This is a genomic window from Microbacterium sp. MPR-TSA4 (assembly GCF_058792815.1).
Genome location: NZ_JBXAFF010000018.1, coordinates 9,776 through 29,049, shown reverse-complemented (window position 1 = coordinate 29,049; position 19,274 = coordinate 9,776). Strand labels below are relative to the sequence as shown.

Here is a 19,274-nt window from a genome sequence, read left to right as displayed (position 1 = left end):
GTCGTTCACCGACCGCAGGTGCAGTCTTCGCCGCGGCCGCAGCCGCCGTCTCCGGTCGTCGCCGTGCCGACCGCGTGCGCCTGACTCGACTCCGGCACGTCCATCGCCGGATTGACGTCGAGGAACCCGTACGGCTTGAACCAGAACCCGGCGTAGTCCACCGGCATGATGGGCCAGTCCTCGGGGCGCGGGATGTGGGTGAGGCCGAACGTGTGCCAGAGCACCAGGTCGGTGCCGTCGATCGAGCGGTCGTCGGCCGTGTAGGCCGGAAGACCCGCGCCGCCCTGATGGGCGTTCGGGTACCGGCCGGCCGGCCACCGCTCGTCGCGGTCGTAGGCGCTCGCCCACAGGTGTCTCGTCGCGAACGCGGCGCGCGCGGCCACCGAGGAGGCGGGGTCGGCCATCAGCAGCGCCGTCGGCTGGGGGATGAGGTGGTATGCGGTCGGCTTGCCGACGTAGTTCGTCCGGGATGCCGAGCGCACCTCCCAGACGCGCGCGACCGAGGTGTCGGCGAGGCGCTGCGCCTCCCGCTCGGTGCGCAGCGGCGTCTCGGTCCAGGTGAACGCGTTGCCGAAGGGGTTGTCCGCTCCCATGGGGATGCGCGCCGCGTCGATCTCGACCAGACGGTTGTCGACGCCGTCGACGGCCACGTCGAGCCGCGCCGAGAACAGGTGCTGGTGGACGGGCGCGAAGACGCCCGGGGCGATCTCGGCCGCGTGCGGGTTGGTCGAGCCCGGGATGCCGGCGCCGACGAAGACGATGCCCGTCGCCTTCGCCTCCACCTGGATCGAGCCGTCGAGGTAGAAGTACCAGAAGAACCCGTAGTCGTAGTTGCCGATCGTCGAGAAGTACGACACGACCAGCCGGCGGGAGCGGCGCACGTGCGCGCCGATGGGACCGGGCTCGGTGTGCTTCCAGAGCACGCCGTAGTCCTCCTCGTGCATGCACACGACGTTCGGGATCTGCACCGCGTGGCCGTGGTCGTCGGCGACGTAGCCGTCGAAGTAGCGGATGACCCCGAGGCAGTCGCAGCCGAGCTCGAGGTGGTTCGCGTTCTTGCCGAGCAGGTACTCGCCGGCGTCGAAGTAGCTGATCCAGAAACGCGTCGGCGTCGTGTCGCCGTAGGGGACCACCATCTCCGGCACGCTCGCCCGCGCGAGGACGGGGCGGTCGTCGAAGCGCACGTCGTGCAGGACGAGACCTTCGCGGGCGTTGAAGTCGACGCGCAGCGTCCAGTTCTCCCACTGCACGTGGTGGCCGTCCACGTGGAAGCTCGGCCCCTCCGGCTGGACGATCTCGATCGGCTTCAGGCTCCGGCGTGCGGGGCCCACGGCATCCGGGGTGTAGTTGCCGCTGCCGGCGGGAACCGGGATGTCGCCGTCATCCTCGATGCCGATCACCTCGTCGCTCACGAGGTCGACGTGCACGATCAGCCCTTCGACGGGGTGGGCCCAGGGGCTGTCGTCCTCGCTGTCGCGCAGGAACGTGAGCGAGCGGATCACGCGGCGCCCGACCTCGTTCGCCCGCCCGACGAAACCGGGGGCGAGCGGACCGCAGAACGCGAGCTCCGTGCGGTCGGCGAGACCGCGCCGGGTCATCGCGGCACGCCATTCGGGGGAGGCCTTGACGATCTCCGCGGCGCGCTCGTACTCCTCGAAGAGATACTGCGGCTGACCGTACGGCGCCGCCGACGGGTCGTGCGCGCGCTGCGAGACGACCGCGCCGCGGGTGATCGAGACGATCGCCTCCGTGACCGCGCCCGTCGCGGCATCCAGCAGTGTGACGTCCACCCGCCGATCGATCTCGTCGCCGGGCGACCACGCAGCCAGCTCCGCCCGGTCGTACTCGTCGGGCAGCAGCATCGGCACGCGCACCGTCTCGGTGAGCAGTCCGGCGTCGACCAGGATCTCGCGGGCGCGCTCGATCTCGGCGGCGGTGAGCGGGTCGAGCGGATGGCGCGGCGTCGCATCGGCGACCCGGATCGGGATCAGGTCCGGGTTGCCGCCCGCGGCGTCGTGGTGTTCGTGGTGGGACATGGCGGTCTCCTCGATCGTCCTCGCTCCAGTGTGCGGCGTCGGCGCCGGCCGGTCTTGACGCGGTGCGCAGACTCCGTGACCGTCGATGCGCACCGTGTCGGCGGAGCGGGGCAGGATGAGTACATGCACCCGCACCCGCTGCGCGCCGCTCGACTGGCCGCGCACGCCCTGCCCGCCGCGCAGCCCGACCCGGCCTCCGCCGCGCGGCGGCTGGCGGCGACCCAGGCCCAGGAGTTCTGGGCGGGACGCTGGGCCCTCGGCATCCGCACGGCCGGCTCGCCGACGCTCGCCGACGTCGACGACGCGTTCGCGCGCGGCGCGCTCGTGCGTTCCTGGACGCAGCGGGGGACGCTCCACATCGTCGCCGCCGAAGACCTCGCGTGGATCCTGTCCGTCACCCGCGAGCGCCAGCAGCGCCAGTCCGCGGCGATGCACCGCCGCCTCGGCATCGACGCCGACGCGATCGACCGCGCCGAGCGGGCCGCGCGCGCCGCGCTGGCGGGCGGCAACCGGCTGACCCGCGCCGAGTTCGCCGACCTGGTCTCCGCGTCCGGCGGCGACGTCAGCGCCTCGCGCGGCAACCACCTGCTGTCCGCGCTCGCCGTCCGCGGGGTCGTGGTGCTCGGGCCCGTCGTCCCGCGCGCGGGCGCGCCCACGCGGGAGCAGTACCTCGTCGCGGCCGAGGACTGGCTCGCGGATGCCGCGGCCCCGGCCGATCCGCTCGCGGAGCTCCTCGTGCGCTACCTGGCCGGGCACGGCCCCGCCGGTCTCGCCGACTTCGGCTGGTGGGCGGGTCTGCCCATCGGCCTGGCGCGTGCGGCGCGGGAGGGGGCGGGGGAGCGGGTGGTCGAGCTCGACGACGATCTTCTCGACGCGGCGCACCGTCCGCCGTCCCCGTCGTCCGCGCCGCCGCCCGGCGCCGCGCTGGCGCTTCCCCCGTTCGACGAGTACTACCTGTCGTACGCCGACCGCTCGCTCGTCTGCCCGCCGGGCCACCTGGCCGCCGTGGGGCCCACGCTGAACGGCCTGGTGCGCCCCGTCCTCGTCGTCGACGGCGAGGTCGTCGGCACCTGGCGTCACTCGACGGCCGTCGGCCGCCACCATCTCGACCCCGTGCCCGAGCCGTTCGCCGACGGGGTGGACGCGGCATCCCTCGACGACGCGCTCACGCGGTTCGCGCGCTTCCTGCGCGCCTGAGCGATGCCCGACGCTAGGCGAAGAGGCCGGCGCCCACGTACGAGCCCGCGACGGCTCCCGGAGGAACGGCCCAGAGGCCGGAGCCGATGTGGCGGATGTACTCGTTGAGCAGGTCCGTCGACAGCGCTCGCTGCAGCGTGACGAACTGCTCGGGCGAGCGCTGGTACGCGAGGAAGAACAGGCCCGCGTCGAGCCGGCCGAGCTCGGTGTTGCCGTCGACGTAGTTGTACCCGCGCCGCAGGATGCGGATGCCGCCGTTGAGGTCGGGGTGCGCGAGCCGCACGTGGCTGCGCGCGTCGATCGCCGGCCGGCCGGTCGCGCCGACCGCGGAGAAGTCCGGAGCGCTCTGCTCCTCGCCGCCCGACAGGGGAGCGCCGTGGGCCTTGTCCCGACCGGTGATGCGCTCCTGCTCGCTCAGCCGCACGCGATCCCAGGTCTCGATGAGCATGGCGATCTTGCGCGCCACCAGGTAGGAGCCGCCCGTCAGCCAGGCGGGCCCGTCGCCGTCGCCGACCCACACATGGGCGTCGAGGGCGGCCTGGTCGTCGGCGAGGATGTTGGCGGTTCCGTCCTTGAACCCGAAGAGGTTCCGCGGCGTCGCCTGGTCGGCGGTCGTCTTCGAGGTCTTGCCGAACCCCAGCTGCGACCAGCGCAGCCGGGCGCGGCCGAAGGCGATGCGGCTGAGGTTGCGGATCGCGTGCACCGCCACCTGCGGATCGTCCGCGCACGCCTGGATGCAGAGGTCGCCGCCCGTGTGGTCGGGGGAGAGGTCCTCGCCGAGGAACGGCGGCAGCGTCGTCAGCAGGGCCGGCGCGCGGTCGGCGATGCCGTAGCGGTCGGTGCCGTCCGCGGCGGTGAACAGCGTCGGGCCGAAGCCGAACGTGATCGTGAGCCCGTTCGCGGCGAGCCCCAGCGCCTCGCCGGTGTCGTCCGGCGGCGCTTCGGGGGAGCCTCCGACGGCCCCGCTCGCCGAGACGTCGAGTCCCTGGGTCATCCGGGATGCGGCGTACGACCAGTCCTGCAGCAGCTCGATGAGGTCCGCGCGCGTGGTGCGGTCCATCATGTCGAACGAGGCGAAGTGCAGGTGGTCCTGCACGGGCGTCGTGATACCCGCCTGGTGCGCGCCGTAGAACGCGTAGGGCGAGGCGGTGCCGGCCGCGCCGCGCGCCCGGCCGACCGCGACACCGGCGGCGGCGCCCGCTCCGGCGCCGACGGCGAGACCGGCGGCGCCGACGCCCGCGGCGAGGCCCAGGAGGCCCCGACGGCTCAGGCCTGCGCGCGGCGACGCGGCGTCGTCGGGGAGCTCCCCGCTCACTGCAGGATGGCGGACGTGAGCTTGGACAGCGGCTCCGCCAGCGCGTTGATGAGATCGGTGAGCTGACGCTTGTCGCTCTCGCTGAGCTCGCGGTAGTTCACGAAGCCGGCGCTGAGCGAGCCGTGCGTCGCGAGCGCCGCCTCGAGGTCGGCGTATCCGGCCTCGATCCGCCCCGCGAGCTGCGTGCCCTCGTCGCCGGAGGAGACGGCGAAGTCCTTGACGAGCGAGAACGCCATCTTCGAGCCTTCGACGTTGGCCGCGAAGTCGGCGAGGTCGGTGCCGCTCCACCAGTCCTCCTCGCCGCTGATCTTGCCCGTCGCGACCTCGTCGAGCAGGGCGATCGCCCCGTTGGAGATGCCGGCGACACCCTGCTCGTCCAGTGCCGTCTGGAAGGCGTCGGAGTGCACGTACGCGTTCAGCTCGGCGACGTCGGCGATCAGCTTGTCGCCGTGAGTCGCGCGCTCGGCGGCGGTGGACGGAGCCCAGTCCTTCCACGCCGACGTGGCGCCGTCGGAGTTGAGCGCGTCCTGTGCCGGCACCCAGAGGTCCTTCTCGATGCGGTGGAAGCCCGTCCACTCGAGACCCTCCGCGACGGCATCCACCTCGCGGTAGTCGATGCGCGGGTCGAGGTCGCCGAGCGATTCCGCCACCGGCTCGATGCGCTCGTAGAACGCGCGCGTGCTCGCGAACAGCGACCGCGCCTTCTCGTCGTCGCCGGCGACGTAGGCCGCCACGAATGCATCGACGGCGGGCACGAGCTGCTCGACCTGGTCCTTCACGAACGCCGCGTAGAGTCCGACGGCCTTCTGCTTCTGCTCCGCGTCGTCACCGGCCGCCGTCACGGCGTCGCCCGTGACCGAGAAGCCGGCCCGGCCGACGCCCTCGCCCACCATCCCCGGCTTGCAGAGCGTGAAGTAGTCCCCCGGCTGCGCGACGAGGGTAAGGGTGCGTGACGCGCCGGGCGCGATGTTCTCGACCTCTCCCACGATGCGCAGCCCGTCGTCGGCGAGCAGGTAGAACTCCGTCACCTGCGAGCTCGCGTTGCTCACCGAGAACGTCAGGGTCCCGCTCGTCGCGGTCGCCGTGGACACCTCGCACGACGTGTCGGTCGAGGTGACGGTGAGTGCGTCGGAGGCCGTGACGTCGCTCTTCGCGACGCAGCCGGCCAGCACGAGGGAGACGGCGCCGAGTGCGGCGACGGCGCCCCAGGTACGCATGCGGGTCATGATGCTCCTTGGTGGTGCGGAACGGGCGGGATCACGGGGGATGCCGCGGAACGGGCGGGCCGGCGGCGCAGGCCGCGGACGAAGAGGGTGCCGACGACGGCGAGGTAGAGGACCCAGGCGACGACCTGCAGCCAGGACATCTGCGGCATGAAGCCGACGGTCGCCTGGAGGAGGACGGCGAGCGGGCCGCTCGGCGTGATGGCCGCGCTGACGTCGAACGCCCAGCCGAAGGGGAAGGCCGACAGGCCGACGGCGACGTTGCCGGCCGCGTCGACCGGGGCGAGGGCGGAGAACGGTCCGGGAAGGGCGCCGGCCTCCTGCAGATCGTGGACGGCGTAGGCGAGCACCCCGGCGGCGACGATGACGAGGAACGCCCCCGTCCAGCCGAAGAACACGCGCAGGTCGAGCCGCACCATGCCGCGCGCGAGCAGCCACCCCAGCAGCACGGCGACCGCGAGTCCGAGCAGGGCACCCGCGAGCGCCGTCGGGGTGTCGCCGAAGGACTGCACCATCGACCACAGCAGGAGGGTCGTCTCGATGCCCTCGCGCGCGACCGACACGAACCCGATCAGCACGATGCCCCACAGCCCGCCCGTGGCGAGCGCGCGGTCGATGCCGCCCTCCAGCGTCGCCTTCATGGTGCGCGCGGTGCGCTGCATCCAGAAGATCATCCAGGTGACCATCCCGACGGCGACCAGCGAGAGCAGTCCGCCGATCAGCTCCTGCGCCGTGAAGGTCAGGGCGTACGCGCCGAAGGTGAGGACGGCGCCGATGCCGACGGCGAGGGCGATGGCCAGCCCGACGCCGATCCACAGTCGCGGCAGCACGTCGCGTCGGCCGATACGGCCCAGGTAGGCGACGAGGATGCCGACGACCAGCGCGGCTTCGAGGCCCTCGCGGAGGCCGATGAGGAAGGTGGCGAGCACAGATGCTTCTTCGGGTGAGGAGAAGAGAGGCCGGTGCCCGCTGCCCCATCGCAGTCCCACCGGGCCCCCGTTGACGGAGGATCCGGTGAGGTTAGGCGAACCTCACAAGATGCGAGGGTACACCGCCCGCGCGGCGACGCTCAACCCGCACCCGTCGCGCGGCCGAGCCTCAGCCCTGCGCGTGCCGGTCGAGGAAGGCGTACACCTCTCCGTCGTCGACGCCGGGGAAGGCTCCCCGCGGCAGCGGCGAGAACATCTGCATGTGCACCCGCGCGCTCGGCCAGGCGCGGCCGGCCCAGCGCTCGGTGAGCGCGGCATCCGGCCGGCGGCAGCACGACTCGTCGGGGCACGTGGAGCTCGCGCGCTTCTGCGTCTCGCGTCCGCGGAACCAGCGGGCGTCGTCGAACGGGACGCCCACGGTGATCGAGTACTCGCCGTCGGCCGTGCGGCCCGTCTGGCTCGAGCACCAGAACGTCCCCGCCGGGGTGTCGGTGTACTGGTAGTGCTCGACGGTGCGGTTCTGCTCCGCGAAGGCGGACCGCGCGGCGAAGCGCCGGCAGACGACCTGGCCCTCGACCGACCCCGTGACATCCAGCGGCAGCGGCAGCCCGTCGTTCTCGTACGCGCGGCTGATCGCCCCCGACCCGTCGACGCGCAGGAAGTGCAGGCGGATGCCGATGTGCTGCGTCAGAAGGTTCGTCAGCCGCATCCCGGCCGCCTCGTGCGTGACGCCGAACGCGTCGCGGAAGTCTTCGACGGCGAGGTTGCGGTCCTTCTTGGCCTGGGCCAGGAAGGCGACCGAGGCCGTCTCGGGCATCAGGCAGCAGGCCGCGAAGTAGTTGATCTCGAGCCGCTGCTGCAGGAAGTCGGCGTAGTCGGTGGGCGGCGTGTGCCCCAGGAGGCGGTGCGCCATCGCCTGGAGTGCCATCGAGCGCAGTCCGTGGCCGCCGGGGATCGAGGCGGGCGGCAGGTAGATGCGTCCGTTCTCGAGATCGGTCACCGAGCGCGCCGAGTGCGGCAGGTCGTCGACGTAGATGAGCTCGAAGCCCAGCTGGGAGGCCATGATGCTCACCGTGCGGTGGGTCAGGGCCCCCGTGACGTGGCCGGCCGCCTTCAGCTGCTTCTCCGCGAGCTTCTCGACGTCGGGCAGGTAGTTGTCCTTCGCCCGCATGCGCAGGCGCAGCTCGGTGTTGGCGCGGCGCGCCTCCTCGGGCGTCGCGATGGCGGCACGCTCGCGACGCTGCAGTTCGCGGTGCAGGCCGAGCACCGACTCGATCGTCTCGTCGGTGGTCGCCTTCGTCACCCGGATCGACGGGATGCCGAGCGCCCGGAACACCGGCGAGGCCTGCGCGCGTTCCAGTTCGAGCTCGAGGGCCGCCCGGCGGTTGGGCGGCTCCGGGGAGAGCAGATCGGTGACGTCGGTGCCGGTCGCACCGGCGATCGCCTGCAGCAGCGAGAGCTTGGGCTCGCGCTTGCCGTTCTCGATCAGGCTGAGCTGGCTGCCGGCGACACCGACCAGGCCGCCCAGCTCGTCGAGGGTCAGGCCGTGCGAGACGCGCTGGTGACGGATGCGGTGTCCGAGGGTCGACAGCTCGAGGGGGGTGGGCGCCATTCCTTGAGCATAGCGAAAGAAAGGCGATTCTTGACGCCGAGGTGGCTGATAATCGGGCGCATTCAGCCCGCACAGTGGAAGGGACGCACCAGACATCCGCTGCCACGCCGAAGGAGCTGACATGGCCATCGCCGACCTGTTCACCCGCCCCACCGCCGTTCTTCCCGCGGGCGGGAGCGCACCCGCTGCGCCCGCCCGGTTCGGACGGCGCCCCACGGCCGCCGGCGCGGGTCTCGAGGAGCTCTTCGCCTGGGTCGACGAGATCGCCGCTCTCACGCAACCGGCGCGCATCCACTGGGTCGACGGCTCCCGCGCCGAGAACGAGGCGCTGCTGCGCGAGCAGGTGGAGGAGGGCAAGCTCATCAAGCTCAACCCCGAGTGGCGCCCCGGCTCGTACCTCGCCCGCTCGCACCCGAGCGACGTCGCCCGCACCGAGGCGCGCACCTTCATCGCGTCGGCGCGGGAGGAGGATGCCGGCCCCACCAACAACTGGGTCGCCCCGGAGGAGATCCGCGCGACGATCACGCCGCTGTTCGACGGATCGATGCGCGGGCGCACGATGTACGTCGTCCCCTTCTCGATGGGAGCCGTCGGCGGGCCGCTCTCGCACATCGGCGTCCAGATCACCGACAGCGCCTACGCGGTCACCTCGATCGGGATCATGACCCGCGTCGGCACCGCCGTGCTGGAGCAGATCGCCGACGGCAAGCCGTGGGTGAAGACGGTCCACTCGGTCGGAGCCCCCCTGGCCCCGGGCCAGCAGGACGTGCCGTGGCCGTGCAACGACGAGAAGTACATCGTGCACTTCCCCGACACGCTCGAGGTGTGGTCGTTCGGCTCCGGCTACGGCGGGAACGCGATCCTGGCCAAGAAGTGCTTCGCCCTGCGCATCGCCTCCGTCATCGGACGCGACGAGGGCTGGCTCGCCGAGCACATGCTCCTCATCCGCGTCATCAGCCCGGAGGGGCGTAGCTTCCACCTCGCGGCGGCCTTCCCCTCGGCGTGCGGCAAGACGAACCTCGCGATGCTGCGTCCGACCATCCCGGGCTGGCGCGTGGAGACCCTGGGCGACGACATCGCGTGGCTGCGCCCCGGCGAGGACGGCCGGCTCTGGGCGATCAACCCCGAGGCGGGCTTCTTCGGGGTCGCGCCCGGCACGGGACAGTCGACGAACGTCGCGGCCGTGGAGACGCTCTGGGGCAACACGATCTTCACGAACGTCGCGCTGCGCCCCGACGGCGACGTGTGGTGGGAGGGCCTCACCGACGAGGTGCCGGACGAGCTCACCGACTGGGAGGGCAACCCCTGGACGCCCGCGTCCGGGCGCCCCGCGGCGCACCCGAACTCGCGCTTCACGGTGAGCGCGGGCCAGTGCCCCCAGATCGCTCCCGACTGGGAGGCCCCCGAGGGCGTGCCGCTGGACGGCATCCTCTTCGGCGGACGCCGGGCCACCAACGTGCCGCTGGTGGTGGAGGCCACCGACTGGACGCACGGCGTCTTCCTCGGCTCCAACATCTCCTCCGAGCGCACCGCCGCCGCCGAGGGGACCGTCGGCGAGCTGCGCCGCGATCCCTTCGCGATGCTGCCGTTCTGCGGCTACAACATGGCGGACTACTTCGGCCACTGGCTCGCGGTCGGCCAGCAGCTGCGGTTCGACCGCGCGCCGCGCATCTTCCAGGTGAACTGGTTCCGCAAGGGCGACGACGGCCGCTTCCTCTGGCCCGGCTTCGGCGACAACGCGCGCGTCATCGACTGGATCATCCGCCGCATCGAGGGCCGGGTGTCCGCCGTGGACAGCCCCATCGGGCGGCTGCCGCTCACGGACGACCTCAACCTCGCCGGCATCGAGGTGCCGCAGCGCGATCTGGACGCCCTCTTCGAGATCGACCGCGACCTGTGGCTGCAGGAGACCGACCTCACCGAGGAGTTCTACCGCACCTTCGAGGGCCGCGTCCCGGCCGCGCTCTACGCCGAGCTCGCGGCCCTGCGCTACCGCCTTCGGCGGGAGGCGTGAGCGGGCTCAGCCGGGGGTGATCCGGCTGACGCGCACCGTGACCCGGGCATCGGGGTCGCCGATCGCGTCGCGGACGCGTGCGGCGACCTCGCGGGACACCTCGGCGACGCGCCGCCCGGTCACGCCGATGCTCACCGTCGCCTCGACGGCGTCGGCACGACGCACGACGACGCTGTAGGCGCCGTCCGGCGCGACGGTCGCCCGCCACAGGCGTGAGGGCAGGGGTGCGGCGTAGTACAGCTCCGCGACGCCGGCGACGGCGCGCGCGGCGGCATCCACGGTCGCCGCCAGGTCGGAAGGGCGCAGGCCGTCCGCCGCGGGGATCGACAGGTCGCTCATCGCTCGTCCTCCCGCACCCGCAGCGAATCGACGACCACGTCGATGTCGCCCACCGTCCACTCGGCGTACTCCTCCAGCGCGTGCCGCACGCGCGTGCGCACCCGGTCGGCGACGCCGGGCAGCCCGTCGCCGCGCAGGACGACGGCGTGCAGCACGCTGATCGTCATCCGCACGTCGACCCGCGCGGCGGTGTCGACGTCCACGTCGACGCGCTCCACGAGCACGCCCTCCACGTCGTCTCCCGCGTCGCGGACGAGTCCGCGCACCGCGCCCTCGGTGACGACGATGCGAACGGGCTCGTCGTCGATCAGCGGCAGGTCGCGTCCGGCCCGCGACTCGCGAGCCACCTCGCCGAGGATCTGCTGGAACCATGACTCCGACACGTCGGTGCGGGCGTCGTGCTCGACCAGCTCGCGCGACAGCGCCCCGAGCCGATCCATCGAGTCGAGGACGGCGCGGCACTGCGGATCGCCCTCGATGGCGGCGATCGCCGGGGTGCGCCCACGGTCGTGGTACGCGGCGAGCTCCTCGAGGGTGTGGCCCGACTCTCCGATCTCCTCGCGTGTCATCTCGTTCACCTCCAGTCCTGCATGCGGTCGTAGATGGTCGCGCGTGCGCGCGCCAGGCGGCCGCGGACGGCCGTGGCCGAGACGCCGAGCTCGCGGGCGATCTCGTCGTAGCCGTACCCGCTGACCTCGCGCAACAGCCACACGGTGCGCTGCTCGACCGGCAGGTCGTCCAGCACGCGCCGCAGCGTGTCCAATTGAGAGGATGCCACGGCGGACTCGTCGGGCGTCGGCTGCAGCGCTTCGGGCTCGGCATCCTCGATGGGCGTCGAGGGGCGCGCCGAGCGCAACCGGTCGGTGGCCTTGCGGGCCACGATCGTCGACAGCCAGGAGCGCACGCGCGCGGGCTCGCGCAGTTCGGGCAGTCGCCGCCAGGCGACGATGAGCGCCTCCTGCACGCAGTCGTCGGCGTCGGCGCGCGAGCCGAGCAGGCGCGTCGCGAAGCCGATCAGGTACCCGCTGTGGCGACGCACGAGCACGGCGAAGGCGCGCTCGTCCCCGTCGGCGGCGCGCGCCGCGAGCACGCCGTCCTCGACGAGCGTCAGCGTCTCCACACGCTCTCCTTCCCCTGTGCTCCCTCGTGCCGCAGTGGCACGGTCCCCCCGGTCTACGACGACCGTGACACGAACGCGGCGGCGCGCCAAGGGGTTGCGCGCGGCCTCCCGCAGCGTCTATGCGGACGGTGTCGGGGTCACGTCCGGCACCGGCGTCACGGCACTCAGCGAACTGCCAGGGAATCGACCGTGACGATCGGGCCGCGGCGCCCGTCACACTCGTGAACGCCCTCACCCGAGGGTGCGGAAAGGACACAGATCATGGCCACCACGACCACCCCCACCCCGAACGCCGCTCCCGTCGCCGGCGGCGGCAAGACCGTCATCGTCGACCCCGTGATCGCGAAGATCGCCGGCATCGCGGCATCCTCCGTCCCCGGCGTGCACGCCCTCGGCGGCGGCGCCGCCCGCGTGATCGGCAGCATCCGCGAGGCCGTCGGCGCGAAGGACCTCGGCCAGGGCGTGAACGTCGAGGTCGGCGAGAAGCAGGTCGCCGCCGACATCACGATCGTCGCCGAGTACCCCGAGCAGCTGCAGCGCGTGGCCTCCGACGTCCGCGCGGCCGTCGCCGACGCCATCACGGAGCTGGCCGGCATGGAGGTCACCGAGGTCAACGTGACCGTCGTGGACGTCCACATCCCGGGTGACGACGACGCGCCCGCCCCGGAGCGCGTCCAGTGACCGGCGCGAGCCCCACGGTGTGGGGCGCCGTCGCGGGCGCCGTCCTGGCCTTCGCCGTCCTGGCGTTCGGGTTCTGGGGCATGGTGCTCGTGGCGGTGCTCGCCGCCCTCGGCGGTCTCATCGGCGCCGCGGTGTCGGGTCGCATCGACCTGCGCGCGGCGATCGACGCGGCCCGCGGACGGCGGGTGGGCTGATCATGGATGCCGCACGGATCCCCGGTCGGGTCACCATCGCCACACGGGCCTACGAGCGCGTCGCGGCGGCGGTGCTCGCCGATGAGCTGGGGGTCCCCGCCCGCGCGGCCCGCGCGAGCGTGCGCGACGCGGGCGGGGCGCTCGCCCTGGATCTCACCAGCGGCATCCGCGGCGACGCCGAGCCCATCGCCACCGGCGCCGCATCGGCGCGCACCCGCACCGGCGAGCGCGTGACCGAGCTCACCGGTGCCCGCGTCGGCGAGATCCGACTGCGCATCACACATCTCGTGACCGAAGAAAGGAGCGGCTCGTGAACACGACACCGACGACGGCGGACGCCGTCCCGGCGGAACGTCCCGACCGCGTCGAGCGGGCCGCTGCGAAGCGTCTGCAGGGGCGCTCGCGCGCCGTCTGGGTGGCCGTCGCGCTGCTGGTCGCCGCCGCGGTCGCGGTCCTGCTCGCCGTGGAGGCGGTGCTCGCCGCGCTCGGGCAGCCGCCCGCACTCGTCGCCCCGGACGCCATCGGCGCCGCGCTGACCGGCGGCGGGACGACGGGGACGATCGTCGCCGCGACCGCCGCGGTGTTCGGCCTCCTGTGCCTCTGGGGCGCACTCGCCCCCGGGCGCACGCACCGCCGGGCCCTCGCCGCCGGGCGGGTGCCCCTGGTCGTCGACGACGCCGTCATGGCGGGCGCGCTGTCCCGCACGGCCGGCAGCGCCGCGGCGGTGGCCGCCTCCCACGTGACCACCCGGCTCGGCGGGCGCCGCGCCCGGGTCTCGCTCACCCCGTCCACCGGCTTCCCGGTCGACCGTGAGCGGGTGTCGCGCGCGGCCGACGACCTGCTCACCGAACTCGGCGCCGCGCCGCGTCTGACGGCGCGGATCGACGTCGCCGCGGAAGGACGACTCTCATGACTCTCGGGGCCCGCGTCCTCAATCGTGCGATCCTGCTCCTGCTCGCACTCGTCGCCGTCGCGGTCGCCGTCACCGCCGCCTGGCCCGTCCTGGCGGGCGGGCAGCCGATGCCGCTGCTGGCACCGCTCGCCGACGCCGTCCGCAGCACGGGGCTCGCTCCCCGCGCGCAGGCCGGGATCGCCGCCGGCATCCTGGCCCTGGGCGTCGTGATCGCTCTCGCGATCGTCCTCACCCGTGGCGAGCGCCACGTGCGTGCGGCCGTCGACGACGGGGGGATCGCCATCGACGACGGCGTCGTCGCCGACCTGCTGCGGCGCTCGCTGGCCGACGTGCCCGATGTGCTGACGGTGTCGGCGGTGACCCTCCGTCGTCGTCGCGGCCGTCTCGTGCGCGTCCGCGTGCAGGTGCGCCCCCGCGCCGACCTGGCACTCGTCCAGCGTCGCGTGTCCGCCGCCGTGGCCGACACCGATCGGCGCCTGGGGCTCGCCCTCCCGCTGGTCGTCCAGCTCACGGGCGGGCTGCGGTCCGCCTTCGCCCACGAGCGCCGCGTCGCCTGACGCCGTCGAACGTCCCCGCCTGCCGGGGATCCCTGAGAAGAACACCCAGAACCACCACAGAGAAAGGAGACCCCCATGGGCCTCGCAGACGACATCAAGAACACCGCCGAGAACCTGACCGGCAAGGCCAAGGAGGCCATCGGCAACCTCACCGACAACGACAAGCTCGTCGCCGAGGGCAAGGCCGACCAGGTCAAGGCCCACGCGAAGGACGCGGCCGCCGACGTCAAGGACGCGGCGAAGGACGCGAAGGACGCGCTCGGCGGCAAGTGAGCCGACCGTGACACGCGAAGGGCCCGCCGGCGTCGGCGGGCCCTTCGTCGTGTCGGCGGATCAGACCAGCAGCTGGTGCTTCGCCAGGTCGCGATACAGCGGCACGGTCTCCACGAGCTCGGAGTGCGTGCCCTGGCCCACGACGCGGCCGTGGTCCATCACCACGATCAGGTCGCTGTCGACGACGGTCGACAGACGGTGGGCGATGACCACGAGCGTGCGGCCGGTCGCGACGGCGTCGATCGCCTCGCGCATGCGCTGCTCGTTCAGCCCGTCCAGCGACGAGGTCGACTCGTCCAGCAGCAGCACCGGGGGAGCGGCCAGCAGCGCCCGCGCGATCGCGAGGCGCTGGCGCTCGCCGCCGGAGAGCATGACGCCCGCCTCGCCGACGGGGGCCTCGAGTCCGAGGGGGGAGCGCTCCAGCACGTCGCCGAGGTTGACGGCGCGCAGCACCCGCTCGCAGTCCTCGTCGGAGGCCGTCGGCGACGCCAGCCGGAGGTTGTCGGCGATGGTGCCGGCGAGGGTCGGCGCATCCTGCTCGACGTAGCCGAGCTGGGCGCGCAGTCGCGTGCGGTCGATGCCGCGGAGGTCGACGCCGTCGAGCAGGATCGCCCCGCCGGTGGGGTCGTAGAAGCGTTCGATGAGGGCCAGGGTGGTCGACTTGCCGGCTCCGGACGGCCCGACGAGGGCGACGCGGGCGCCGCGCGGGACGCGGAAGGACACGCCCCGCAGCACTTCGCCCGGGGTGTCCGACACCTCGACGGTGGCGTCGGCGTGCGCCTCGGCGAGCAGGGCCGCGGCTTCCGCCTCCGAGCGGCGGCGCGCGCTGACCACGGCATCCGGGTAGGAGAACCGGACGTCGCGGAACTCGATCGTCGCCGGCGGCGTCTGGTCCTCGTGCGCGGCGGCGGTCGAGATCGGCGAGGTGCCGACGGCGACGGATGCCGCGACCTCCGCGTCGCACGCGGTCTCGGTGCGCAGATCCAGCACCTCCTGGATGCGCCCCAGGGCGCCGAGGGCCTGTCCGACGGAGGTGATCGCCCCGAAGAACGAGCCCAGGGGCTGGACGAGGAAGAAGAGGAACATCACGAACGTGACCAGCCCGGCGATCGTGATGGCGCCCGAGGCGACGCGGAACCCGCCGACGCCCAGGACCACGAGCAACGACAGCTGCAGCGCGACGCCGGCGACCGGCACGACGAACGCCGACGCCTTCGCGACCTGCACGCCGGCCTCGTACGCGCCCCGCGCGGTGTGCTCGATGCTCTCGCGCTCGCGCTCCGAGGCCCCCGAAGCGCGGATCGTGCGAATCGATCCGACCGCGCGCTCGACGCCCGAGGCCAGCTCGCCGACCTTCTCCTGCTGCACGGCGGTCGCGCGACGGATGCGCCCGCTGAGGGCCACCACGACCGCGACCGACGCCCCCACGACGACGAGGATGAGCGCCAGCAGCACCGGATCGATGATGAGCATCGCGACGATCGCGCCGACGAAGATGAGCGCATTGCCGATCGAGTCGGCGAGGCCCTGGGTGAGCACGGCGTAGAGCAGCGTCGTGTCGGTGCCGACGCGCGAGACGAGGTCTCCCGTGCGACGCGCGTCGTATTCCTGCACCGGCAGGTGCAGCAGCTGGGCGATGAGGCGGCGGCGGCTCGAGTAGACGACCGCGGTGCCCGTGCGCTGCAGCAGGAAGTGCTGGATGCCGCTGATCACCGACGACGCGACGACGAGGCCCACCAGCACCCAGACGAGCACCCCGAGCGGATCCTCCTTCTGCACCCGGTCGATGACCTGGCCGACGACGAGCGGCTGGGCGAGCGTCGCGACCGCGGCGAGCACGCTGAGCACGGCCACGACGACGAGCACACCCTTCTGCTCGAAGACGAAGGGGAGGAGCTGTCGCAGGCTCGCGCGGGGCCCATCGTCGGCGGGACGGCGGCGGCTGCGGGACGGGCGGGTGGTGCTGGCAGAAGACATGGGAGCTTTCGGGCGGTGTTCGGGTGCCTCTATCTTCTCTCTCGGCGGCGCCGCGCGGGGTCACCCTCCCGCTTCCCGCACATCCGGATGCCGAGTGACGCCCATCCGTCCCCCGGTGTCGCCACCCGCCGCCGCTCGCGACATCGCGGGACGGATGAACGGTGCGTGCCCTGTCGGAGGCCGCGGATAGGGTGGACCGGTGCCCGCTCCTGTCATCTCCGCTCGTCACCTCGTGAAGTCCTACAAGGTCAAGGGGAAGCCCGACTTCGTCGCCGTCGACGGTCTCAGCTTCGAGGTCGCGCCGGGGGAGTCGTTCGGTCTGCTGGGCCCGAACGGGGCCGGCAAGTCGACGACCATGAAGATGATCGGCGCCGTCTCCACCCGCACCGCGGGCGAGCTGCAGATCCTCGGACTCGACCCCGACCGATACGGCCCCGAGATCCGCTCGCGGCTCGGCGTCGTCCCGCAGCAGGACAACCTCGACGGGGAGCTCAACGCCCGCGAGAACCTCTACATCTACGGGCGGTACTTCGGTCTTCCCGGCAAGGTCTGCCACGAGAAGGCCGATGAGCTGCTCGCCTTCGCGCAGCTCGAGGACAAGGCGAAGAACAAGGTCGACCAGCTCTCCGGCGGCATGAAGCGCCGCCTCACGATCGCCCGCGGACTCATCAACGACCCTCGCATCCTCCTGCTGGACGAGCCGACGACGGGCCTCGACCCGCAGGCGCGCCACGTGCTGTGGGACCGCCTGTTCCGTCTCAAGGAGCGCGGCACGACGCTCGTGCTGACCACGCACTACATGGACGAGGCCGAGCAGCTGTGCGACCGGCTCATCGTCGTCGACAAGGGACGCATCATGGCCGAGGGCACCCCGGCATCCCTCATCCGCGCGCACTCGAGCCGCGAGGTGCTGGAGGTGCGCTTCGGCTCCGATCGCAACGCCGTCGTCGCCGAGAGCCTCGCCGGCATCGGCGACCGCGTCGAGGTGCTCCCCGACCGCATCCTGATCTACGCCGACGACGGCGAAGCGGCCCTCGAGCGCGTCACCGCCCAGGGCCTGGAGCCGATCACCTCGCTCGTTCGTCGTTCGTCGCTGGAGGACGTGTTCCTGCGGCTCACGGGAAGGTCGCTGATCGAATGAGCGCGCCGCAGACGGATGCCGGGACGCATCCGAGCCTCGACGAGCTGCGTGCCGAGGCGATGGCGTGGGGACGCAAGCCCCGCCGGCGCGGCAGCTGGTACGTCACGGAGCACATGGTGCGCGCGATGCGCGCGTACGGCTGGACGATCATCGTCGGGGCCGTCGGCCAGCCGATCCTGTACCTCCTCGGCCTCGCGGTGGGCCTGGCCGCGCTCATCCGCGTGCCGATCGTCGACCACGGTCAGGAGGTCAGCTACCTGATGTTCGTCGCGCCGGCGCTGCTGGCGACGGCGACGATCTCGGTGGCCAGCGAGGAGCTGACGTATCCGGTCATGGCCGGTTTCAAGTGGCGGCGCTACTTCTACGGCTTCAACGCGTCGCCGCTGTCGAGCCCGCAGATCGCGAACGGGGTGGTCGCGGGGGCGACGGCGCGCATGGTCGTCGCCTCGGCCGCGTACTACCTGATCGTCTGGCTGCTGCCGTTCGGGGCGGTGCCGCATCCCGCGACGGGGTGGCTCGCGGTGTTCGCCGGTGTGCTGGCGGGGCTCGCCTTCGGCATCCCGCTCATGGCGTACGCGGGCTCGATCGAAGACGACAAGGGGCAGTTCGCCCTCGTGCAGCGCTTCCTGTTCATGCCGATGTTCCTGTTCTCCGGCACCTTCTACCCGCTGGACTCGCTACCGCTGTGGTTGCAGTGGATCGGGTGGGTCTCGCCGCTGTGGCACGGCGCCGAACTCGGTCGCGTCGCCACCTACGGAGCGGCGGTGGACCCGGTGATGGTCGCGGTCCACCTCGTCTACCTGCTCGCCCTCGCGGTGGTCGGCTACCTGTTCGCCCGCCGCGTCTTCACCGAGAGGCTCGCGAAATGAGCGCCGTCGTCGAGGTGCCCTCCACCGCGGCCCGCCGCGGCGGCGTCCGCGCGCTGTGGGCGGGCAACCCGGGCGCCGTCGTGCAACGCGGGCTCATCGCGGCCCGGTCGTCGAGTTGGGCGGTCGTGCTCTCCGGCTTCTTCGAGCCGGTGTTCTACCTGGCCTCGATGGGCATCGGCCTCGGCGCGCTCATCGGTGACGTCGAGACCACCCAGGGCGCGAGCGTCAGCTACGCCGCCTTCATCGCCCCGGCGCTGCTGGCGGTGTCGGCGATGAACGGCGCCATCTACGACTCCACGTGGAACGTCTTCTTCAAGCTCAACTACGGCAAGCTCTACGAGGGGATGCTCGCGACGTCGCTCGGACCGCTCGACGTCGCCCTGGGCGAGATCCTCTACGCGCTGCTGCGCGGACTCGCCTACGCGACCGGGTTCATGATCATCATGCAGGTCCTCGGGCTCAACCTCGCCTGGACCGCGGTGCTCGCCCTGCCCGCGGTCGTGCTGATCGCCTTCGGCTTCGCGAGCCTCGGCATGGCCGTCACGAGCTACATGAAGACGTTCCAGCAGATGGACTGGATCAACTTCGTGCTCCTGCCGATGTTCCTTTTCTCCGCCACGTTCTACCCGATCACGGTCTACCCCGGCTGGGTGCAGCAGATCGTCATGGCCCTGCCGCTGTGGCACGGGGTGGAGCTGATCCGCGGGCTCACGACCGGCATCCTGAGCGTCGACATGCTCTGGCACGTGCTCTACTACCTCGTCATGATCGCGATCGGGCTCGTGTTCACGACCAAACGGCTGCGCGCGCTGTTCCTCGACTGAGCTCGCAGCGGCGCGCACGTCGTGAGACGACGGATGCCGCGGTCCCCCCCGGCCGCGGCC

At 72.4% G+C, this 19,274-nt stretch carries 20 protein-coding genes; 11 read left to right on the top strand and 9 right to left on the bottom strand.

The features are described from left to right. Positions 1-5: 5 nt before the first annotated feature. Positions 6-2,036, bottom strand: a complete 2,031-nt coding sequence (locus tag AC1Q49_RS09330; RefSeq protein WP_492491785.1) for a primary-amine oxidase — start codon at positions 2,034-2,036, stop codon at positions 6-8. Positions 2,037-2,159: 123 nt separating this feature from the next. On the opposite strand from AC1Q49_RS09330, the gene AC1Q49_RS09325 reads away from it, so the two are divergent. Continuing rightward, complete coding sequence (locus AC1Q49_RS09325) at positions 2,160-3,233, top strand: winged helix DNA-binding domain-containing protein (RefSeq protein ID WP_492491783.1); 1,074 nt, start codon at positions 2,160-2,162, stop codon at positions 3,231-3,233. Between the two features lie 13 nt (positions 3,234-3,246). Here the strand turns inward: AC1Q49_RS09325 and efeB are convergent, their stop codons facing one another. The 4 genes from efeB to AC1Q49_RS09305 all read right to left on the bottom strand — a co-directional run bounded on the left by efeB (position 3,247) and on the right by AC1Q49_RS09305 (position 8,312). Continuing rightward, on the bottom strand, positions 3,247-4,548 hold the full coding sequence (gene efeB, locus AC1Q49_RS09320) for an iron uptake transporter deferrochelatase/peroxidase subunit (RefSeq protein WP_492491781.1): 1,302 nt from the start codon (positions 4,546-4,548) through the stop codon (positions 3,247-3,249). Then, positions 4,545-5,774: an iron uptake system protein EfeO gene (gene efeO / locus AC1Q49_RS09315; protein ID WP_060961023.1), complete on the bottom strand. Its 1,230-nt coding sequence runs from the start codon at positions 5,772-5,774 to the stop codon at positions 4,545-4,547. Before efeO ends, efeB begins: the two co-directional genes overlap by 4 nt. Beyond that, positions 5,771-6,700 carry an iron uptake transporter permease EfeU gene (gene efeU, locus AC1Q49_RS09310; protein ID WP_061782041.1) on the bottom strand — a complete coding sequence of 310 codons (930 nt, stop codon included), beginning with the start codon at positions 6,698-6,700 and terminating at the stop codon, positions 5,771-5,773. Before efeU ends, efeO begins: the two co-directional genes overlap by 4 nt. Before the next feature lie 169 nt (positions 6,701-6,869). Next, the gene (locus AC1Q49_RS09305; RefSeq protein WP_060961021.1) at positions 6,870-8,312 is read right to left on the bottom strand and encodes an XRE family transcriptional regulator; all 1,443 of its coding nucleotides are present in this window, start codon (positions 8,310-8,312) and stop codon (positions 6,870-6,872) included. Between the two features lie 121 nt (positions 8,313-8,433). Here AC1Q49_RS09305 and AC1Q49_RS09300 point away from each other — a divergent pair, with 121 nt between their 5' ends. Continuing rightward, complete coding sequence (locus AC1Q49_RS09300; protein ID WP_205283370.1) at positions 8,434-10,326, top strand: phosphoenolpyruvate carboxykinase (GTP); 1,893 nt, start codon at positions 8,434-8,436, stop codon at positions 10,324-10,326. 6 nt (positions 10,327-10,332) lie between these two features. Here the strand turns inward: AC1Q49_RS09300 and AC1Q49_RS09295 are convergent, their stop codons facing one another. Genes AC1Q49_RS09295 through AC1Q49_RS09285 form a run of 3 tightly spaced genes read right to left on the bottom strand, consistent with a single transcriptional unit; the run spans position 10,333 to position 11,785 of the window. Beyond that, a complete protein-coding gene (locus AC1Q49_RS09295) occupies positions 10,333-10,665 on the bottom strand; it encodes a hypothetical protein (RefSeq protein ID WP_492491777.1) in 333 nt (110 codons plus the stop codon). Continuing rightward, positions 10,662-11,234 carry an Asp23/Gls24 family envelope stress response protein gene (locus tag AC1Q49_RS09290; RefSeq protein WP_492491775.1) on the bottom strand — a complete coding sequence of 191 codons (573 nt, stop codon included), beginning with the start codon at positions 11,232-11,234 and terminating at the stop codon, positions 10,662-10,664. The genes AC1Q49_RS09295 and AC1Q49_RS09290 overlap by 4 nt, the downstream gene beginning before the upstream one ends. Before the next feature lie 5 nt (positions 11,235-11,239). Next, positions 11,240-11,785, bottom strand: coding sequence for an RNA polymerase sigma factor (locus AC1Q49_RS09285; RefSeq protein WP_060961017.1), 546 nt, complete (start codon positions 11,783-11,785; stop codon positions 11,240-11,242). A 261-nt stretch (positions 11,786-12,046) separates the two neighbouring features. Between AC1Q49_RS09285 and AC1Q49_RS09280 the strand changes: the two genes are divergently transcribed. The 6 genes from AC1Q49_RS09280 to AC1Q49_RS09255 all read left to right on the top strand — a co-directional run bounded on the left by AC1Q49_RS09280 (position 12,047) and on the right by AC1Q49_RS09255 (position 14,403). After that, the gene (locus AC1Q49_RS09280; RefSeq protein ID WP_060961016.1) at positions 12,047-12,466 is read left to right on the top strand and encodes an Asp23/Gls24 family envelope stress response protein; all 420 of its coding nucleotides are present in this window, start codon (positions 12,047-12,049) and stop codon (positions 12,464-12,466) included. Then, positions 12,463-12,660: a DUF2273 domain-containing protein gene (locus AC1Q49_RS09275; protein ID WP_060961015.1), complete on the top strand. Its 198-nt coding sequence runs from the start codon at positions 12,463-12,465 to the stop codon at positions 12,658-12,660. The genes AC1Q49_RS09280 and AC1Q49_RS09275 overlap by 4 nt, the downstream gene beginning before the upstream one ends. Before the next feature lie 2 nt (positions 12,661-12,662). Further along, positions 12,663-12,974: a hypothetical protein gene (locus AC1Q49_RS09270; protein ID WP_061782043.1), complete on the top strand. Its 312-nt coding sequence runs from the start codon at positions 12,663-12,665 to the stop codon at positions 12,972-12,974. Beyond that, a complete protein-coding gene (locus tag AC1Q49_RS09265; protein ID WP_061782044.1) occupies positions 12,971-13,573 on the top strand; it encodes a DUF6286 domain-containing protein in 603 nt (200 codons plus the stop codon). The genes AC1Q49_RS09270 and AC1Q49_RS09265 overlap by 4 nt, the downstream gene beginning before the upstream one ends. Continuing rightward, the gene (locus tag AC1Q49_RS09260) at positions 13,570-14,130 is read left to right on the top strand and encodes a hypothetical protein (RefSeq protein ID WP_492491771.1); all 561 of its coding nucleotides are present in this window, start codon (positions 13,570-13,572) and stop codon (positions 14,128-14,130) included. The genes AC1Q49_RS09265 and AC1Q49_RS09260 overlap by 4 nt, the downstream gene beginning before the upstream one ends. A 75-nt stretch (positions 14,131-14,205) precedes the next feature. Then, on the top strand, positions 14,206-14,403 hold the full coding sequence (locus AC1Q49_RS09255) for a CsbD family protein (RefSeq protein WP_036314858.1): 198 nt from the start codon (positions 14,206-14,208) through the stop codon (positions 14,401-14,403). A gap of 60 nt (positions 14,404-14,463) precedes the next feature. Here AC1Q49_RS09255 and AC1Q49_RS09250 read toward each other — a convergent pair whose 3' ends face one another. After that, complete coding sequence (locus tag AC1Q49_RS09250) at positions 14,464-16,380, bottom strand: ABC transporter ATP-binding protein (protein ID WP_061782046.1); 1,917 nt, start codon at positions 16,378-16,380, stop codon at positions 14,464-14,466. A 199-nt stretch (positions 16,381-16,579) separates the two neighbouring features. Between AC1Q49_RS09250 and AC1Q49_RS09245 the strand changes: the two genes are divergently transcribed. From AC1Q49_RS09245 to AC1Q49_RS09235, 3 genes are read left to right on the top strand one after another with little or no spacing between them, the layout of a single operon-like run. Beyond that, positions 16,580-17,521 carry an ABC transporter ATP-binding protein gene (locus tag AC1Q49_RS09245; RefSeq protein ID WP_060961009.1) on the top strand — a complete coding sequence of 314 codons (942 nt, stop codon included), beginning with the start codon at positions 16,580-16,582 and terminating at the stop codon, positions 17,519-17,521. Then, a complete protein-coding gene (locus tag AC1Q49_RS09240) occupies positions 17,518-18,390 on the top strand; it encodes an ABC transporter permease (RefSeq protein WP_060961008.1) in 873 nt (290 codons plus the stop codon). Before AC1Q49_RS09245 ends, AC1Q49_RS09240 begins: the two co-directional genes overlap by 4 nt. Next, the gene (locus tag AC1Q49_RS09235; protein WP_060961007.1) at positions 18,387-19,214 is read left to right on the top strand and encodes an ABC transporter permease; all 828 of its coding nucleotides are present in this window, start codon (positions 18,387-18,389) and stop codon (positions 19,212-19,214) included. Before AC1Q49_RS09240 ends, AC1Q49_RS09235 begins: the two co-directional genes overlap by 4 nt. Positions 19,215-19,274 lie beyond the last annotated feature (60 nt).

Bases quoted from the DNA above. Each gene is read 5' to 3' on its own strand.
- AC1Q49_RS09330 (WP_492491785.1), bottom strand. From the start codon at position 2,036: ATGTCCCACCACGAACACCACGACGCCGCGGGCGGCAACCCGGACCTG.
- AC1Q49_RS09325 (WP_492491783.1), top strand. From the start codon at position 2,160: ATGCACCCGCACCCGCTGCGCGCCGCTCGACTGGCCGCGCACGCCCTG.
- efeO (WP_060961023.1), bottom strand. From the start codon at position 5,774: ATGACCCGCATGCGTACCTGGGGCGCCGTCGCCGCACTCGGCGCCGTC.
- AC1Q49_RS09305 (WP_060961021.1), bottom strand. From the start codon at position 8,312: ATGGCGCCCACCCCCCTCGAGCTGTCGACCCTCGGACACCGCATCCGT.
- AC1Q49_RS09300 (WP_205283370.1), top strand. From the start codon at position 8,434: ATGGCCATCGCCGACCTGTTCACCCGCCCCACCGCCGTTCTTCCCGCG.
- AC1Q49_RS09295 (WP_492491777.1), bottom strand. From the start codon at position 10,665: ATGAGCGACCTGTCGATCCCCGCGGCGGACGGCCTGCGCCCTTCCGAC.
- AC1Q49_RS09290 (WP_492491775.1), bottom strand. From the start codon at position 11,234: ATGACACGCGAGGAGATCGGAGAGTCGGGCCACACCCTCGAGGAGCTC.
- AC1Q49_RS09280 (WP_060961016.1), top strand. From the start codon at position 12,047: ATGGCCACCACGACCACCCCCACCCCGAACGCCGCTCCCGTCGCCGGC.
- AC1Q49_RS09270 (WP_061782043.1), top strand. From the start codon at position 12,663: ATGGATGCCGCACGGATCCCCGGTCGGGTCACCATCGCCACACGGGCC.
- AC1Q49_RS09260 (WP_492491771.1), top strand. From the start codon at position 13,570: ATGACTCTCGGGGCCCGCGTCCTCAATCGTGCGATCCTGCTCCTGCTC.
- AC1Q49_RS09255 (WP_036314858.1), top strand. From the start codon at position 14,206: ATGGGCCTCGCAGACGACATCAAGAACACCGCCGAGAACCTGACCGGC.
- AC1Q49_RS09250 (WP_061782046.1), bottom strand. From the start codon at position 16,380: ATGTCTTCTGCCAGCACCACCCGCCCGTCCCGCAGCCGCCGCCGTCCC.
- AC1Q49_RS09240 (WP_060961008.1), top strand. From the start codon at position 17,518: ATGAGCGCGCCGCAGACGGATGCCGGGACGCATCCGAGCCTCGACGAG.
- AC1Q49_RS09235 (WP_060961007.1), top strand. From the start codon at position 18,387: ATGAGCGCCGTCGTCGAGGTGCCCTCCACCGCGGCCCGCCGCGGCGGC.